The sequence below is a fragment of the Pontiella sp. genome (assembly GCF_041622395.1).
GTDB lineage: Bacteria > Verrucomicrobiota > Kiritimatiellia > Kiritimatiellales > Pontiellaceae > Pontiella.
This window is the reverse complement of sequence record NZ_JBFJYW010000040.1, coordinates 1-17,335: the sequence shown is the minus strand read 5'-3', so window position 1 is coordinate 17,335 and position 17,335 is coordinate 1. Positions and strand designations below refer to the sequence as shown.

The 17,335-nt window shown below is 62.1% G+C and carries 15 protein-coding genes; all 15 read left to right on the top strand.

The genetic code is table 11. From position 1 onward, the window contains the following. On the top strand, positions 1-730 hold a 730-nt coding region (locus ABYO54_RS03915), incomplete at its 5' end, for a PKD domain-containing protein (RefSeq protein WP_372806936.1). A gap of 198 nt (positions 731-928) precedes the next feature. Further along, positions 929-2,335, top strand: a complete 1,407-nt coding sequence (locus tag ABYO54_RS03910; RefSeq protein WP_372806935.1) for a sigma-54-dependent transcriptional regulator — start codon at positions 929-931, stop codon at positions 2,333-2,335. Then, positions 2,332-3,426, top strand: a complete 1,095-nt coding sequence (locus ABYO54_RS03905; RefSeq protein ID WP_372806934.1) for a hypothetical protein — start codon at positions 2,332-2,334, stop codon at positions 3,424-3,426. Before ABYO54_RS03910 ends, ABYO54_RS03905 begins: the two co-directional genes overlap by 4 nt. A 13-nt stretch (positions 3,427-3,439) precedes the next feature. Then, the gene (locus ABYO54_RS03900) at positions 3,440-4,870 is read left to right on the top strand and encodes a sensor histidine kinase (protein WP_372806933.1); all 1,431 of its coding nucleotides are present in this window, start codon (positions 3,440-3,442) and stop codon (positions 4,868-4,870) included. A 186-nt stretch (positions 4,871-5,056) separates the two neighbouring features. Then, positions 5,057-5,512, top strand: a complete 456-nt coding sequence (locus ABYO54_RS03895; RefSeq protein WP_372806932.1) for a hypothetical protein — start codon at positions 5,057-5,059, stop codon at positions 5,510-5,512. A gap of 100 nt (positions 5,513-5,612) precedes the next feature. Then, positions 5,613-7,772, top strand: coding sequence for a hypothetical protein (locus ABYO54_RS03890; protein WP_372806931.1), 2,160 nt, complete (start codon positions 5,613-5,615; stop codon positions 7,770-7,772). Between the two features lie 414 nt (positions 7,773-8,186). Next, a complete protein-coding gene (locus ABYO54_RS03885; RefSeq protein WP_372806930.1) occupies positions 8,187-8,570 on the top strand; it encodes a division/cell wall cluster transcriptional repressor MraZ in 384 nt (127 codons plus the stop codon). A 98-nt stretch (positions 8,571-8,668) separates the two neighbouring features. Beyond that, positions 8,669-8,842, top strand: a complete 174-nt coding sequence (locus ABYO54_RS03880; protein ID WP_372806929.1) for a hypothetical protein — start codon at positions 8,669-8,671, stop codon at positions 8,840-8,842. Beyond that, positions 8,842-9,771, top strand: coding sequence for a 16S rRNA (cytosine(1402)-N(4))-methyltransferase RsmH (gene rsmH / locus ABYO54_RS03875; RefSeq protein ID WP_372806928.1), 930 nt, complete (start codon positions 8,842-8,844; stop codon positions 9,769-9,771). Before ABYO54_RS03880 ends, rsmH begins: the two co-directional genes overlap by 1 nt. A gap of 1 nt (position 9,772) precedes the next feature. Further along, a complete protein-coding gene (locus ABYO54_RS03870) occupies positions 9,773-10,153 on the top strand; it encodes a hypothetical protein (protein ID WP_372806927.1) in 381 nt (126 codons plus the stop codon). 89 nt (positions 10,154-10,242) lie between these two features. Next, positions 10,243-12,063, top strand: a complete 1,821-nt coding sequence (locus ABYO54_RS03865; RefSeq protein ID WP_372806926.1) for a peptidoglycan D,D-transpeptidase FtsI family protein — start codon at positions 10,243-10,245, stop codon at positions 12,061-12,063. Beyond that, positions 12,060-13,520, top strand: a complete 1,461-nt coding sequence (locus tag ABYO54_RS03860) for a UDP-N-acetylmuramoyl-L-alanyl-D-glutamate--2,6-diaminopimelate ligase (RefSeq protein ID WP_372806925.1) — start codon at positions 12,060-12,062, stop codon at positions 13,518-13,520. Before ABYO54_RS03865 ends, ABYO54_RS03860 begins: the two co-directional genes overlap by 4 nt. A gap of 56 nt (positions 13,521-13,576) precedes the next feature. After that, a complete protein-coding gene (gene murF, locus ABYO54_RS03855) occupies positions 13,577-14,845 on the top strand; it encodes a UDP-N-acetylmuramoyl-tripeptide--D-alanyl-D-alanine ligase (protein WP_372806924.1) in 1,269 nt (422 codons plus the stop codon). A 3-nt stretch (positions 14,846-14,848) separates the two neighbouring features. Further along, entirely contained in the window at positions 14,849-15,988 is a 1,140-nt protein-coding gene (mraY, locus tag ABYO54_RS03850; protein WP_372806923.1) for a phospho-N-acetylmuramoyl-pentapeptide-transferase, read from the top strand. A gap of 545 nt (positions 15,989-16,533) precedes the next feature. Next, positions 16,534-17,088: a hypothetical protein gene (locus tag ABYO54_RS03845; protein WP_372806922.1), complete on the top strand. Its 555-nt coding sequence runs from the start codon at positions 16,534-16,536 to the stop codon at positions 17,086-17,088. The last annotated feature ends 247 nt before the right edge of the window (positions 17,089-17,335 follow it).

Here is a 17,335-nt window from a genome sequence, read left to right as displayed (position 1 = left end):
TTATCCCTTCCTGAATTTTATGGGAACGGATTTGTTCACCTTCGCGGCGTGGGACGGCAAGAAGGATTCGAACCTCGCCACCGTCACCGTGACGGTGGGCGAGGGGGCGCGCGTCCTCGTTTGCGAATCGCTCGTTCCGGCGCAGGCGGCTTCCCGAACCGCGCTGCCGTTCTGGGCATTCGCCGCCGTCTCGAACTGCGTTGCTGAAATTACCTATGCCTGGCGCTTTGGCGACGGCGGCGACTCGACCAACGCGCTGGCGCAACACGCCTACGGCAAGAACGGATCCTATCCCTGGACCATCGTCGCCTCGGCGGGGGGATTGAGCGTCACCAACTCCGGCGTGATCGCCGTCGGCGACGTCCAACTCGATACCGACGGCGACGGCATCGAGGACGATTGGGAATGGGCCGTTTTCAAATCCCTTGAAACCGCCGATGAAGAGACGGACTTCGACCAGGACGGACAAAGCGATCTCGCGGAATACCTCAGCGGTACGGATGCGCTGGATGCCGGGTCGAGGATGGCCTTTACCGGCATCCATTCCGCCATGGTCCGGTGGGCCAGCGAACCCAACCGCATCTACGCCATCGACACGACCACCTCGCTGGTCTCGACGGCCTTCGCGCCGTTGGCGACCAATCTGGTTTCAACCCCGCCCGAAAACACCTACACCGATCTGACCGCATCGGCGGAATCCGCCAAGTTCTACCGCATCGAGCTCGAATAGTTCCGCCCGCCCCGTTTCGGAAAAGAGAATCCAGATTGACGATCGTGCATCTGGATTTAATGTCCGGGGCGGTTCGCATGTGACCGAACGGCTGGCGGAGGTGTACTCCCTGATAGCGCCGAGGAATCTAATGCCGGCAGAAATCTTGACTTCTTTGTAAATCGGTAATTTATATGCCATGTAGTAGGTGAATTTAATATGGGACAGGGGAACGATACATCGCTGGCGGGGCTCAGTGTTTTGGTGGTGGATGACGAGGCGTTGTTGCGCCGGCGGCTGATGGCCCATCTGAAAAACCTCGGGGCCGAGGTGGCGGGGGCCGAAACGCTCGAGGCGGCGCGCTACAAACTAAGCGATGCCGCGTTCGATTTCCTCTTGCTGGATATCCATCTGCCCGACGGCATCGGCCTGGATCTGATCCGCGAGGGCTCGGTGCCGGCAACTACCGGGGTGGTGGTCATGACCGCGCAGGGCGGGGTCGAGGGCGCGGTGGAGTCGATCCGGCTCGGCGCGCTGGACTATCTCGTTAAACCGTTCGATCCGGGCCTGCTGCCGCTGGTGATGCACCGTGCGCGGCAAAAGCGGCAATCAACGCGCGTGACCGAACACGAACGCGAGTCGGAGGACGGATCGGGATTCTTTTTCGGCAACTCGCTGGCGCCCCTTCGCGAAGTCCTCGAAAAAATCATTGCGGCCGACTTCCGGCTTCTGGTGAACCTGCCGCCGGTGTTGATCGAAGGAGAAACGGGGTCGGGCAAGTCGACGATTGCGCGGTGGCTGCATCGCAACGGGCCGCGCGCCGACGAACCGATGATCGAAGTCAACTGTTCGGCGCTGCCGGATTCGCTGGCGGAGTCGGAGTTGTTCGGCAGCGAGAAGGGGGCCTACACCGACGCCCGCGCCACCCGGCAGGGCCTGTTCGAGGCGGCGCATGGCGGCACCCTTTTCCTCGACGAGATCCCGAGTCTTTCGCCGGCGATCCAGGCCAAGGTGCTGACCGCGATCGAGGACCGCAACATCCGCCGCATCGGCGGGACGCGCAACATCGAGGTGGACGTCCGCGTGATTGCCGCCACCAATCGCGACCTGCGCGCCGCCGTTGCGTCCGGCGACTTCCGCGAGGACCTGCTGCATCGTTTGGATTTGTTCCGGCTCAGGCTTCCGGCGCTGCGCGAGCGCGGCGAGGATCTCCTGTTGCTGGCGGATCGCCTGTTGGCGCAGTTGTGCCGCCGGCATCGGTTGCCCGTCCGGCAAATCACGGAGGAGGGCAAACGGCGTTTGCTGGCCTATCGCTGGCCCGGCAACGTGCGCGAGCTGGCCCACGAACTGGAGCGCGGTCTGGTGTTCGAGGATTCCGCCGCGCTGGACTTCGCGCGGTTGCTGGCGGAGGACTCGCAAACCACTGCGGCAACCCTCGACCCGTCGGATTGGCTGAACCCGGCCTACGATTTTTCCAAGGGCGAGTTCGTTCTGGAGGACGCCACCAACCGCCTCGTGCAGATTGCCTTGAAGAAGGCGGACGGCAATGCCTCGCAGGCGGCGCGGATGCTGGGCGTAACGCGCGACTTCATTCGCTACCGCCTGCACGGGGACCGGAAGTCGTGAACCCGCGCGTCCATCTTCTGTTCGCGTTCCTGGGGCTCGTCGCCGGCGTCGCGCCGGCGCAGGAGACCAACCGTTCGCCGATCGCGATCTGGGAAACCGAGGCGCTGGTTTCCGGTTCGATGGGCTATCGCAGCAACGTGCTGCGTTCGAGCATCGCCGCCGAAAGCAGCGCGTTTTTCACGACGTCGTTCGATGCGAGCGTGTTGCGGTTTTCGGAATCGGGTTCGCTGGTCCTGCTCTATTTGTTTGGCGAGGACACGCGCTATTTGGATGCGCCGTCGGTCAACTACGAGCAGTTTATCTCCGGCACGTTGCAGCTGGTCCAGCCGGTTGGCGACGGCAACGAGGCGGGGCTGGAAGCCAACTATCTTTACCAACACCAGATTTTCGATGCTTCGGCGGACGAAGTGAACCGGGAGCGGGTGCTGGTGCTCGGCCACGGCGCCTACCTGCGGCCCTACTGGAAACAGGCGATGGGCCAATGGGAGGCCCAGGCCGAGGCCGGGTTGGCCCGGCAGGAGTTCGAGCGGACGCTGGACGATTATTGGGAAACCGAGGCCGAGCTGCGCCTGACCCGCAACTACGGGCACCGCTCGGAGGTCTCCGTGGGCTACCTTCCGCTCTACCGCCGCTACGATACCCGGCAGCAGTTCGATGCCGACGGGTTCGTGCTGCCCGGCACGGAACTGAACTATCTGCAACACGATGTCGAAGGGGAGTGGCGGCACTACTGGGACGCGGCGCGTTCCTGGCGTTCGCTGACCAAGATGAGTTTCATGGCCAACCGCGACAATGGTTCGGGCTATTTCGACTACGACCGCGTTTATCTCCGCGAACAGCTGCGCTGGAAAAACGACCGCTGGGAAGTCAAGGGATCCGCCCGCGCGGGATGGTACGACTATCGCAAGCAACGGATCGACGGCGCGCACCGCTACCGCTCCTATGCCACGGTCGATTTCCGGGTCGAGCGCCGCTTTCGCGAAGACTGGTTGGTCTTCGGGGCGGGCGAGCACGAATGGAACGTGAGCAACAACCCGCTGGACGAATACCGCAGCTGGATGGTTGAGCTCGGCCTCGGGTACGAATTTTGACAAAGAGAACGCTATGAGCAAAACGGGCCGTTTTGAAAAAATCATTCCCCGGACGCGGCGGGCATTCGGGCTGGGCGTGCTGATTGCGCTCGGGGTGCTGGCGGGAACCATCTTCGCCGGGGTCTTGCTGGTCCGGGATCTGGTGCGCGAGCAAATCGCGCACCGCGATGCGGAAGCCCTGCATGCAACCACGCTGATGGAGCAGCTGGACCTTGCGCCCGCAGACGGCATCGAAATCCGCTCCGACATGCAGATCGGGTTTGATTCCGCCGTGCGGGCGTCGCGCCTGCGCGGGGTGATGGGCATTCGCTTTTTCGATGCGAAAGGCGGGTTCAGCGACACGTTCCCCGCCACCATCATGCCGGTGCCGCTGGATGACGAAGCCCTGGCATCCGTTCTCGCGTTGAAGCCGCACAGCCGGTTCGTCCGCAACATGCCGATGGATGAAATCTTCATCTATTTGCCTTCGTTCGCCTCCGGGAACATTGCGCGGGCGCCAACGTTGCTGGTCACGGTCCCGTTGCACCAGCGCAATACGCAGATGCTCGCGGGCGCGGCTCAATTCATTATCGAAGGCCAAAGCATTTCCGAGGAGTTTTCCCGGCTCGACGGTCGTCTGCTGCAGATCGCGGCGACGACCTTCGCGGTGGCGGGAACCTTGCTGGTGGCGATGCTTTGGCCCGCCTTCCGCCGGGCGCAGAAGCTGCATTGCGAATTGGCGCGGCATAGCGAGCGGCTCCAGCGGGCCAACGAGGAGCTGGCCCTTTCGGCGCGCGTCAATGCGGTCGGCGCGGTTGCGGCGCATCTGATGCACGGCCTCAAAAATCCGTTGGCCAGCTTGTCGCAGTTTGTCTCCAGCCGGGATTCCGCCGGGCTGGAGGCCGGCCCGCAGGATTGGCAGGACGCGTTGACGGCCTCGCAGCGGATGCAGGCGTTGGTGGAGCATACGCTGGAGGTGCTGTGCGACCAGCGCGGGGATCCGACCTACGAACTGACCGTGCCCGAGATGGGCGAGACGGTGAAAAAGCGCGTGGGCCGGACGGCCGAGCGCCGAAACGTAGACGTGGTGTTCGAGGCCGAGGGCGAATGCATGCTGTCGAGCCGGACGGCGAACCTTGCCGGCCTAATCCTCGTCAACCTGCTCGAAAACGCGATCGAGGCCACGCCCGCCGGAGGAACGGTTTTCCTGTCGGCGTCGCGCGCGGGCAACCACCTGAACTTCCGCGTGCGCGCCGCGGGGCCCGGCATTCCGGCCGAGCAGCTTGAGCACCTTTTCCTGCCGGGCAAATCGACCCGCGAGGGCGGCAGCGGAATCGGTCTGGCGATCTCGAAGCAGATCGCGGACTATCTGGAGGCGCGGCTCGAACTGGAACGGACGTCGGAGCAAGGATGCGTCTTCCTGCTGAAACTGCCGATGGAGGTTTGTCTGGACCCGGCGGGCTAGTGGCTGGGCGCGGGCGCCCAGCGGTGCCGGAGCCGGGGTGGGCGGCCATGCCCGATCCCGGCGCGCCCAATCAGCGGTTCGGCCGTTTTTTATGGGCTTTTTTGCCCGAAGTCCGTTGGCATACTGCTTGCAATAGGGAAGTCAGGCATAGAGCCGTCGAGAACAGGAACGGAAGGAAGTGTTATTATGAAAACGAAAATTATGATCATGACAGTGGCAGCCCTCGCAATGGTTGGCGTTGCAAACGCAAAGGGTACGGGCGATGGAAGTGGTTCCGGCAAGGATCAAGTGAAACAACGAGATCAGTTGCAGACCAGTGACAAGACGCTCGAGCAGGAACGCTCCAAAGTCAAAGAGTGCCTGCCGGACGAAGTGAAGGAGGCCGTCAAGGAAATGGCCCAGACGCGCGAGCAATACCAGCAGAAGCTGCAGGAAAAGAAACAGGAACTGGCCGAATGCAGCAGCGAAGAATGCGACCAGCTCCGCGAACAGCTCAAGGAGCAGCTTAAAGAGCAGACCTGCGAACGCCAGCAGATCCGCCAGCGCCTGCAGGAAATGCGCGACGAGCTGCCGACCCATGAAGAAGTGATGGAACAGGCCCAGGAACAGGTCCAGGATCGCGTACGCCGCGGCGACGACTAATTTCGGGCGAACGAAATGCTCCCTTCGGGGAGCCGGGAATGCCTCCTTTCCGGGAGGCATTCTTCTTCCGGTCGATACCCCAAGCCCAGGAGCGGGTCAGATGACAAAAGCCAGAAAGACGCGGACATGCAACCCGGCGGCGCCGGTCGGGATCCTGTTCGTCATCGCCGTGCTCTCCGTTATGCCCGCCCGATCGTTTTCCGCGATCCGCGCCGACCGGTGGCGCTGGTCGAACCCGGCTCCGCACGGCAACAACGTACTCGACATGAAGGTCTCCAGCGATATCGCCGTACAGGTTGGAGATGCGGGGGCCCTCCACGTTCGGCGCGCGGACGGGCGTTGGGCTCCGGCCGCGACCGGAACCGACCACTATCTCCGCAGCACGACGCTGTTGGGCGACCGCATCATTGCCACGGGCGAGAGCGGAACCATCCTGTGGTCCGACGACGGCACCACCTTCGAAAACGTATCCCTGGACACCGCCGACTGGTTCGAAGGCGTCGCCGCCTCCAGTCAGCGCGCCGTGGCCGTGGGCGACGAGGGCGCCATCTACACCAGCACGAACGGCGCGGCCTGGAACCAAACCGCCATCGGCACAACCTACGAATGGCTCCGTGGAGTGGCTTTTGGCGCGGGCGGATTCGTGGCCGTCGGCGAAAACGGCACCGTTTTACGGGCCTCGACCAGCGCGGCCACCTGGAGCCCGACAGCGAGCGGAACAACGGAGCATTTGAACCGGGTGCGCTTTCTGGGGGGCGGAAGCGGAGCGTTCTATGCCGTCGGCAACAAGGGCACGCTGCTGCGGAGCGATACGGGAACGACGTGGTTGTCCATGGATAGCGGCACCACCAACGATTTATACGATGTTGCCCTCAACAACACGGGGCTGCTGCTCGCCGGCGACCAGGAACTGCGCATCAGCATCGACGGCGGCGCCAACTGGGTCGACCAAATCAACGACCTGCCGACCAACGCGCCCTCGGCTTGGGTCTATCTCTCTGCGCACGGCAGCGGCACATCCTGGCTCGTTGCGGGCCGCTCGGGACTTTTAATGGAAGGCAGCTGCACCAACGGCATCGATTGCGCGTGGCAGCCCTCTCCAACGGATTCTTCCCACGTCTGGCTCTGGGATATGACGGTGCAAAACGGCATCTACATCGCAGTCGGCGACCTGGCAAACATACAAACCAGCCTCGACGGGATTCTATGGGCCCAGGAAGTGGTTCCCGTTTCGTACACGAATACCGTGTTGCTGGGCGTGGGAGGAACCTCCAATCTGCTGCTGGCCGTCGGCAACGACGGCCAGGTTTTCGCCAGCCAGTCGGGTGCGGTCGAAGTGACCGTGACCAATAGCGTCGGGACGACGAATGCCATGGTCGGAACCTACGGCGTGGTCTGGACCAACCTTGCGGCGTTCACGACGAACACCCTGCAAGGCGTTGCCGCAACCGAGGGGCTCTTCATCGTATCCGGCGAAGCGGGCGAACTCTTTACCAGTCCCGACGGAACCAATTGGACGAAGCGCGCAACGCCGACCTCGCGTTTTCTTTCCGGCGTGGCGATCGGCGGCGGCAATTGCATTGCCGTGGGCGACGACGGGGCGGTGATCCGCTCGGCCGACAACGGCGTGTCGTGGTCAACGGCGACATCCGGAATCGCGACCGGCGATTGGCTCTATCGGGTGCGGTGGCTGGAAGACCGCTTTGTCATCGTCGGTGAAAACGGGAACATCTACACCAGCTCGAGCGGATCAAGTTGGACCGCGCGCTCGAGCGGATCCTCGAAGTGGCTGACCGATGTTGCCTATGTCGATGGCCAATGGGTTGTTTCCGGGTATCAGGGCACGTTGCTGGCCAGCACCAATTTGGCCGATTGGTCGAAGCAGCTTTTGCCGACGGGCAAGTCGCTGTTTTCCGCCGCGACAAAGGACGGGCAGTTGCTGTTGGTCGGGATCGAGGGCGTAACCTTGCGGAACCAGGTTGTGGCCAAGACCGCCCCGGTCATGCTGCTCGACTATAGCCAGAGCACCGCCCTGGACACCAACGCGGTGGATGCCGTCTATGAGCTGTTTCTCTTCGGCGGCGAGCCCGATCAGTTCTTCGCGTTTCAATCGACCACCAATCTTCTCGCGGATACCTGGACGAATCTCAACGGAACCTTGGAGCTGTACGACTCGTCGGGCTCCCTTTACGTCATCCGTACCCGCGATGCCACCAACGCGCCGCCTGCGGAATACTACCGCACCCAGCTCGTTCCCTGATCGCTGCAATCCGCCGCTTTCGGTGCTGCTTGGCGTTGCCAAAATCCGTTCCTTCCCCGATGGTCTACCTGCGGTATCATTCGCTGGTGGGGCGCGTGCAATGCGCAGAACCCCATTAAAACCGGGTGAAAATGTCATATTCCCGCGAGCGGGCCCCGCTCGCGTCCGGCTCCCTTGAAGCGCAGGTGGGGCGGAGTGGGGGAAATTCCATCGCGCCGGTTCCCGGATGCCGGGGTTGGCGGGGATAAAAAAAACCGGAAAAAACCGCGGGAAAGCCTTTGACGCGCGGTGGGGGAAAGTGTCATAAAATCCCACGAAAGGGAGCAGGGTGGAGGAACAGCAATGACAGGAGTGCAAAATATACCGGCTTTGTTCGTGGGATCGTATACGCATTCCCTTGATACCAAGCGCCGTATGATTTTTCCGTCGAGCTGGCGCAACCTGACGGGGGAGTCGAACCAGTTGTTTGCTTTTCCGCACCCGGAAGAGAAGTGCCTGTTCCTTTATACGGCGGCGGAAATGATGCGCCGATTGGAAGAGCTGCGCAACGGGGGAACGATCGACCGCAACGACCAGCAGGCGATCCGTTCGATTACGGCCGGGGCCGACATGCTGGTGTGGGATGCGCAGGGGCGTATCCGCATCGGCGAAAACCTGCTGGCGCATATCGAGGTGAAGGAACAAGTGGTTTTGGTTGGGGCGCTGACACGGATCGAGCTGTGGAGCGCCGAGAATTTTGATTTAGCCCTGCCGCAGGAGTCGTCGACTGCGGAGGATGTGTTTTTTGGCGGTTACTAAGAGAATGGAAGGATGGATGGGTGGATTGGTGGATGAGCGGGGTTGCTGAAAAGGCACTCGATGAATCCGGCAATCCAGTTACTCAAAGGGGCAAAAAAATGAGCATGTTGGATGTGGCAAAATATTTGAGTTATTCGAAGTCGATCGATGTACCGGTTGAACGGGAGCGCCATTTCAACCTGAACATGGCCAATTCCGGCCGTCTCTTCTCCTGTCTCTATTCCGACCGCCGGCGCGAGATGCCCGAACTACGCAGGGGAAAAAACTACTGATGCATATTCCGGTCATGCTCAACGAGTGCCTGGAGGCGCTGATCACGGATCCGAAGGGGATCTATGTGGACGGAACTCTCGGCAACGGCGGGCATTCGACGGCGATTTTCGACCGTCTCGAAGCGGGCGGCCTGTTGATCGGGTTCGACCGCGACCTCGATGCGATCGAGCGGGTGAAGGGAACGCTGAAGAGCGAACAGGGCAAGCGCGTGGAATTGGTTCACGACAACTACGCCAACATGGCCGACCGATTGGATCGGCTGGGCGTGGACCGGATCGATGGCCTGCTGCTCGATCTCGGCGTCAGTTCGTTCCAGCTCGATATCGCGGATCGCGGCTTCAGCTTCATGCAGGATGCGCCGATCGATATGCGCATGGACCAGACGCAGGGGCAGACCGCCGCCGAGTTGGTGAATACGGCGTCCGAGCAGGAGCTCGCCGATATCATCTACCGCTACGGCGAAGACCGCGCCTCGCGCCGGATCGCCCGGGCGATCGTCGATGCGCGCGCCAAGATGACGATCGAGACCACCGGGCAACTGGCGGGCATCGTCGAGCGCGCCAAGGGCGGGCGCAAGGGCAGGAAGACCCATCCCGCCACGCAGACCTTCCAGGCGCTGCGCATGGCGGTCAACGACGAGTTGGCGGGGATCGAGCAGGTGCTCGAAACGATGGTCGGCAGAATGAAGCCGGGCGGCCGGATGGCCGTGCTAACCTTCCATAGTCTGGAAGACCGGTTGGTGAAACAGTTTTTTGGACGCCATGTGCCGCGCGAGGAATCGTTGCAGCAGGGCGGGGTCCGGCGGATCTACGAAGCGCCGCCGGTGGAATGGATTTGGAAAAAGCCGTTGGTAGCAACGGCCGCGGAACAAGCCGCAAACCCACGGTCGCGCTCGGCAAAGCTGCGCGCCGTGGAAACGGGGGAATGACATGGCAGCGAAACGAAAGACGATAGTAAGGAAGACGACGCGCAAGACGGCGCGCAAGAAGCAGCAGGTGCAGGTCCCGTTTCCGGTGGTGCTGGCCAATGTGCTGGTGCTCGTTGCCGTGCTGGGCCTGAGCTATATGTGGCTCTGCTCGCGCTGCGACGCACTGGGCAAGGAAATCAAGAACAAGGAGCGCGAGCTTCGCGCCGCCAACAAGAGCCTCGTCCAGGCGCAGGACCGTTGGTCGAGCGCCACCTCGCCGGTCAACCTTGAACGCGCCATCAAACGGCATCGGCTTCCGATGTCGATGCCCACGGGCGACCAGGTGGTGAAGATCGGCAGTTGGGATGGATATCGGGATACGGCAAAGGTTCAACGGCGGTAGGCAGTCTACCATGAGCGACCGCCGATACCCGTAACATTGCTTCTTGCAGGTTGCGGGTTTTGGCTTCATTTAGGGCAGGGAAACAAACGATGGCGGAAATCAGGTTCAAATGGCGGATCGTTGTTCTATCCGTTGTCGTATTGCTGGTGTTTTCCGCCATCGGCACGCGCTTGGCCCTGTTGCATCTGCGCCCGGCCGCTTGGGTGGTCGAACCCATCCTGGAGGCGCGCACCTTCGAGTCGAAGCCGGCGGCGAGCCGCGGGCGCATCGTCGACCGCACCGGGCGGATCCTCGCCATGGACACCCCGTCCTACCATGTCTGCATCGATCCCAAGTGGATTTCGATCAACGGCGACGCCCGCGCCGTCAGCCGTTATCTCGCCGCCGAGTTCCACCTTTCGGAGGCCGACCTCGACAAAGAGCTGGCCCGAACGAATCGCCAATACACCAAGGTGAAGCAATATGTGTCCGGGCACCAGATCAAGCGCTTCAAGCGGATGAATCTCGGGGTCCTCTACACGCCGCCCGAGCAGGAGCCCGGCGCCGAGACCAACATTTATCTCAAGGGCGTCTGGTTCGAGGAGGCGCCGATCCGCAAATATCCCAACGGACCGCTGATGGCGCATGTGGTCGGCTTTTCCAATCTGGCGGGCACGGGCTCGGCCGGGGTCGAGCAGGTGATGAACGAATACCTGCGCGGCAAAGAGGGGCTGCGCCGCGGGCAGGTGGACGGAAGCGGGCACGAAATCTACCGCACCCGCGAACTGGACATCCCGCCCGAGGATGGCGCCACCGTGGAGCTGACGCTCGACAGCTGGCTGCAGTACCAGGTGGAAAAGGTCATTGAAAAAACCTGCCGCGACTTCAGCGCCAAGGCGGTCTGGGCCGTGGTCCAGCACGTGCGCACCGGGGAGATTCTCGCGATGGCCTCGTTCCCGACCTACGATCCGAACGAATATTCCAAGGCGCCCGAGGAGTGGCGCCGCAACCGCGCCATCAGCTTCAACTACGAACCCGGCTCCACCATGAAGGCCGCGCTCATCAGCGCCGCCCTCGATAACGGCGTGGTGACGGAAACCGACGAGTTCGATTGCGAAAAGGGCTATTGGGTCTATGGCGGCAAGGCGCTGCGCGACAGCCATGGCGAAGGCGTGATTCCCGTCGCCGACATCGTCAAGGTGTCGAGCAATATCGGAACGGCGAAAATCGCCCTTGAAATGGGCGATCAGTTGGTCTACGACAGCCTCCGCAAATTTCATTTCGGCGATCGGCTCGGCGTCGGGCTGCCCGGCGAAGAGGGCGGTATTTTCTATTCGCCGCGCCATTGGTCGAAGATCAGTATTACCCGCATCGGCATGGGGCATGAAATCGGCGTTACCGCCCTGCAGGTGATTTCGATGATGAATGCCATCGCCTACAACGGAGTCCAGATGAAGCCGTACATCATCAAGCGCGTGGTCGCGCCCGACGGCACGGTGCTGGAGCAAACGCAGCCGCAGGAACTGGGCCGCCCGCTCTCGCCCGCGGCGGCGCGGCGCATGCAGCAGCTGCTCGCGCGCGTCGTGATGGACGACGAGGGAACCGGCACCAAGGCGCGCGTCGAGGGTTACACCGTCGCGGGCAAAACCGGCACGGCGCAGAAGATCCGGCCCCGGGAAGAGGGCGGCGGCTACTACCCGAAAAACTTTGTCTCCTCGTTTGCGGGCTTCCTGCCCGTCGAGAATCCCGAGATCGGCATCATCGTGGTGGCCGACGATCCCGGCGAATACAATGAATCCGGCCGCAAGATCGGCTACTATGGCGGCACGGTCTGCGGCCCCGCTTTCAGCGAAATCGCCAAGGTGGCGGTGGAATACCTGCGCATCGCCCCCGGGGGCAATCGCATTTACGTGGTGAGGCCGGACGAGTGAAACTGACGTCGCTACTCAAAAACATCGAAGTAATCCAAATCAGCGGCCGGGCCAAGCTGCCGATCGAAGGCATTGCCTACGACTCGCGCGAGATCAAACCCGGCTGGCTCTTCATTGCGGTGCCCGGCGAGCATTGCGATGGGGCGGATTACATTGCCGAAGCGGTTGCGAACGGGGCCGCCGCCGTGGTTTCGGAGGGCCGGGTGAACCTCGGGGCGGACGTGGCCCATGTGCAGGTGGCCAATGCGCGCCGCGCGCTGGCCGAAATCGCCTGCCGCTTCCATGGGGACCTGACCAAGAAAATGAACGTGGTCGGCATCACGGGGACCAACGGGAAAACCACCACCGCCTTCATGGCGCGCGATATTCTGCGGGCCTGCGGCGCCCATCCCGGCCTGATCGGCACGGTTGCCTACGAGGACGGCCATCGCTCCATTCCCGCCGCACGCACCACCCCCGAAGCCCCCGAAATCCACTCCTTGCTCCAGCGGATGTCCGAGGCGGGCTGCGATTCCGTGGTCATGGAGGTGTCGTCGCACGCCATTGCGATGGAGCGCGTTCATGGCATCCGCTTCAACACGGTCGTCTTCACCAATCTGACGCAGGACCACCTCGATTTCCACAACGACATGGAGTCCTATTTCGACGTCAAGGCGGAGCTCTTCCGGCGGCTCGAGAAAAAGAAGGGCTGCGCGGCGGTCATCAACATCGACGATCCCTGGGGGCGCAAGCTGGTTGCCGACCCACGCGTGCAGGCCAAGGTGCTGACCTATGGCTTCAGCGCCGATGCCATGGTCTGCGCCGCGAAAGCCAAGCTCGATTCCGGCGGCACCTCGTTCAAGGTCGCCACGCCGTGGGGCAGCGCGCGGATCCGGTTGCAGCTGCTCGGGCGCTTCAATGTGAACAACGCGTTGGCGGCCATCGCCGTCGGTGGCCTGAACGGGATTACGCTCAAGTGCATGGCGAAGACGCTCAAAAACATTGCGGCCATTCCCGGGCGGCTCGAAGCCGTTCCGAACCGCAAGGGCAAAAAGATTTTCGTCGACTATGCCCACACCGACGATGCCCTCAAGAACGTACTCGAAACCCTCCGCGAAATCTGCAAGGGACGGTTGGTCGTCGTCTTCGGCTGCGGCGGGAACCGCGATGCAGGCAAGCGCGCAAAAATGGGAAAGGTCGCCGCCGAACTGGCCGACTATTCCATCATCACGTCCGACAATCCCCGCAACGAAGAGCCGTCCGCCATCGTCGGCCAGATTCTCGAGGGCTTCGCCACGCCGGAGCAGTTCGAGGTGGTGCTCGATCGCCGCGCCGCCATCGAAAAGGGCATCCGCTCGACGGGCCGCAAAGACATCCTGCTCATTGCTGGAAAAGGCCACGAAACCTATCAGGAAATCCGGGGCACCGTCATCCCGTTCGATGACCGCGAGACCGTGAAGGAGCTGGTGGGCCGATGATCCAATTCCGTCCAGGCGAATTGTCGCAATGGGTTTCCCGCCTATGGAAAAACGGGATGCCCGAAGGGGTGGTCACGGGGATTTCGCACGATACCCGCACGCTCCAGCCCGGCAATCTCTACGTTGCGATCCGCGGCGAAAACTTCGACGGCCACGCCTTCGTGGCCGATGCGTTTGCCAAGGGGGCGGCCGGGGCGCTGGTATGCGACGATTTCAACTGGACGGCAAACCCGCTGCTGACGGTGCCCGACACCGTCAAGGGGTTGCAGGATCTCGCACGCGGCTATCGGAAGAAATGGACCGGCACCGTCGTCGGCATCACGGGGAGTGTCGGCAAGACCACCGTGAAGGAAATGTGCGCCGACGTCCTTTCCATCGACGGAGCCACCCACCGCACAAGCGGAAACTACAACAACCACATCGGCCTGCCGCTTACCATGCTTTCGATGCCGCGGACGAACCGCTACGGCGTCTTCGAAATCGGCATGAACCGCCCCGGGGAAATCGGCGCGCTGGCCTATCTGCTCCAGCCGAAAATCGGCATCGTGACCGATATCGGCAACGCCCACCGCGAGCGTTTCCACTCGCTCGAGGCCATCGCCCGCGAAAAGATGAAGCTGGTGGAGCGCGTCCCCGGTTCCGGCACCGTCATCCTCGACCGCGACAGCCCCTGGTATGCCATGATGCGCGCGCACACTTGCGCACGTGTGCGCACCGTTTCGCTCGAAGGCATTGCCGACTATGTCGGGCGCAAGGTGTCCGATGGCGTGATGAACGTCAATGGCCACAACTATGCGATGCCGCAGCCCGGCGAGCACGTGATGCGCAACGCCCTGCGGGCCATCGCGCTGGGGTTGGAGCTGCAGCTGGCGCCGGCGGAGATTGCCGACGGGCTTCGCAACTTCAAGGCGCCGTCGATGCGTTGGCAGGAGTCGGAGATTGCCGGGGTTCAATTCATCAACGACGCCTACAACGCGAATCCGTTGTCGATGCGTGCGAGTCTGCGCACCTTTGCCCGGTTGCCGGGCGGCCACCACCGCTGGGCGGTGGTCGGGGGGATGCGCGAACTCGGCGCCATCGCCGATGAGGAGCACTTGGCGCTCGGCGAATTCATCGACCACCTCGACCTCGACGGCGTCGTGGCCGTGGGCGAGCTGGGGCGGCAGATCGTCTGCCGGAACACCAAACATTTTTACCATTGCGCGGATCCCGCCGAGGCCGCATCGATTCTGAAGGACCAGCTGAGTGCCGGGGACCGCGTGTTGCTGAAGGCCTCGCGCGGCGAACGGCTGGAATTGGTGCTCAAACATTTTACGGAGAACTAGAGGATGCTTTATTATTTGTCGTTGTTGGAGGCCCATCTGTCGGAGTTGCGGCTCTTCAAATACATTACCTTCCGCACGCTGGGCGCGGCATCGACCGCGTTCGTGGTTTCGTTGCTGCTCGCCCCGTGGCTGATCCGCAAACTGCAGGCGATCAACTTCGGCGAACAGAAGATCGATGACCGGGTGGGGGGGCTCGGCAAGCAGACCAAGGTCGGCACGCCGACCATGGGCGGCATCCTCATCATTGCGGCGGCCACCTCCTCGACCCTGCTTTGGGCCATCCCGACCAATACCTATGTTTTGCTGACCCTCGGCACCTTCGTCCTGATGGGGGGCATCGGTTTCGTCGACGACTACTGGAAAATCAAGCGCAAGAACGGCCTGAGCGTGAAGGCCAAGTTTGCCGCGCAGCTGGGGTGGGCCGCGATCGTCTTCGGCGTGCTGTGGTCGGTCCCGGAGATGCGCGACCGCGTAACCGATTTCATGGTACCGTTTTGCAAGCAGCCGCTCTTCCAGATGTCGATGGTTGTCGCCTTCATCTTTCTGGTGCTGGTGCTAGTCGGCGCCTCGAACGCGGTCAATCTGACCGATGGGCTCGATGGATTGGCGATCGGCTGTTCCAACTCGGTGGCGGTGGCCTACCTGTTTCTTACCTATGTTGCGGGGCACTCCAACTTCGCGGAATATCTGCAGGTGCCTTCCGTGCAAGGGGCCGGCGAGCTGACCGTCTATTGCGGGGCGCTCCTGGGGGCGGGGCTCGGGTTTCTGTGGTACAACTGCCATCCCGCCAAGATTTTCATGGGCGACACCGGCTCGCTCGCGCTTGGCGGCGCCATTGCCATGCTCGCCATCCTCATCAAGCAGGAGCTGTTGCTCACCATCGTCGGCGCGGTGTTCGTGATCGAAGCCGCCAGCGTCGTGATTCAAAGCTCCTATTTCAAATATACCCGCAAACGATACGGTGAAGGGCGGCGCGTCTTCAAGTGCGCGCCCTTGCACCATCACTTCGAGTTTGTGGAAAAGGAACGGGCCCTGGTTGAAAAACGCGAACCCGAGCTGGTTGAAACCGTCATCGTCACGCGGTTTTGGATCCTCTCCATCATTTTCGCGCTGATCGGTATCGCCACTCTCAAGCTCCGGTAGGTCCAGCGCCGTTGCGGCAATGCATCCAATAGAACGGAGTCGGAATTCCGCACGCAGAGGCAAAAAAAAGCGGCGCGAGGAAAAGAGGAGGAAAACCCCGCGCCGCTTCATGTGTTCCAGGGAACAATGATACCCACACGACGCAGGCCGCGCGGGTTTGTGGACATTCGCTCTTTTTTTATTCATTCAGCCGAAGCCGTCGGTTCGCGAATTCGACGCCCCTCGCTAGCGTTGTGTTGTGCCTTTGCGGATCTAACGTCTACGACGGACACCGATGACCAGGAACCCCGGAATTGAACCAGGGTTCCATCGTTCTTCGGACCTGCGCATCTGTTCGTCTATTGCTCGGTTGTTTCCGGAGCGGCATCGGATGGTGCCGGTTTGGGAACTGCCTCGGTTGCCGGTGCCTGCGGGCCCGGTCGTCCTTTGGCATCCCGGCGTTTCTTGATCAGGTTTTTAACGGCTTCTTTCGCTTCGGTGCGTTCTTCTACGGAGAGGCGTCCGTCGCCATCTGCGTCGAATTTCCGTAGGATTTGCTGTTTGCGTTGCTGCCACTGCTCGGGATTGATCTGCCGGCGTTGGCGCATTTTCCGCAGGAACTGTTGTCTGCGCTGGGGGGACTGTTGCGCGTAGCCCTGCCGCTGGTCGAACCGACGGTTCATGCGGGGGGCTGGGTACTGCGGAACCTGCCGGGCATCGCCGCGGCGCGGGAAGCGCTGGAATTGGCGTTGCTGCGGAGAAAATTGCCGCTGTTGGATTTGCCACGGTCGTTGCCGGCCTTGCAGGTCGTCCGGCCGTTGCGCAAACCGCTGCGGCATCTGACGACCCTGGAACTGCGGGACCCGCTGTGCGTAGCCCAAGTCCTGTCGGCGCATGAATTGGCGTTGTTGGCTTTGCCATGGACGTTCATTCAGCGGCTCCGTCCGGTTATGGAACTGCTGCATGCGCTGGCGTTGCCACGCGGCTTGCTGCTGCTCTTCCGGCAGCGGGGCGGCGACGGAAATGGCCGCCGTTGCCGCAATGGCGGCGAAGAGTACGGTTGTCTTGGATTTCGTCTTCATCTTCATTCCTCCCATGGGATGCTTTCCCGTTTCGGTTGAATAACGAAAATCGACGGATTTTATTTTCCGATGGAACGGAGGACGCCGGGCAACCGTTTCGCCCGTTTTGGGAAAAGAAGTTGTTTCGCAATGCTACCGATCGAACACGTGGTGCCAGATCGAGGTGCCGCCGATGAGAAAGTCCAGCCGCTCGGAGTCGCCGCTCCATTCGAGCCCGGCCTCGGTTCCGGCCGGCGCGTTGGTGTAGGCGGGCAGGTAAAGCAGGTTGAGCCAGGCGCGCTTGCCC

Excerpts from the sequence above, each read along its gene's own strand:
- ABYO54_RS03885 (WP_372806930.1), top strand. The coding sequence starts at position 8,187 with ATGATTTTTCCGTCGAGCTGGCGCAACCTGACGGGGGAGTCGAACCAG.
- ABYO54_RS03910 (WP_372806935.1), top strand. The coding sequence starts at position 929 with ATGGGACAGGGGAACGATACATCGCTGGCGGGGCTCAGTGTTTTGGTG.
- mraY (WP_372806923.1), top strand. The coding sequence starts at position 14,849 with ATGCTTTATTATTTGTCGTTGTTGGAGGCCCATCTGTCGGAGTTGCGG.
- murF (WP_372806924.1), top strand. The coding sequence starts at position 13,577 with ATGCCCGAAGGGGTGGTCACGGGGATTTCGCACGATACCCGCACGCTC.
- ABYO54_RS03870 (WP_372806927.1), top strand. The coding sequence starts at position 9,773 with ATGGCAGCGAAACGAAAGACGATAGTAAGGAAGACGACGCGCAAGACG.
- ABYO54_RS03890 (WP_372806931.1), top strand. The coding sequence starts at position 5,613 with ATGACAAAAGCCAGAAAGACGCGGACATGCAACCCGGCGGCGCCGGTC.
- ABYO54_RS03865 (WP_372806926.1), top strand. The coding sequence starts at position 10,243 with ATGGCGGAAATCAGGTTCAAATGGCGGATCGTTGTTCTATCCGTTGTC.
- ABYO54_RS03880 (WP_372806929.1), top strand. The coding sequence starts at position 8,669 with ATGAGCATGTTGGATGTGGCAAAATATTTGAGTTATTCGAAGTCGATC.
- rsmH (WP_372806928.1), top strand. The coding sequence starts at position 8,842 with ATGCATATTCCGGTCATGCTCAACGAGTGCCTGGAGGCGCTGATCACG.
- ABYO54_RS03900 (WP_372806933.1), top strand. The coding sequence starts at position 3,440 with ATGAGCAAAACGGGCCGTTTTGAAAAAATCATTCCCCGGACGCGGCGG.
- ABYO54_RS03895 (WP_372806932.1), top strand. The coding sequence starts at position 5,057 with ATGAAAACGAAAATTATGATCATGACAGTGGCAGCCCTCGCAATGGTT.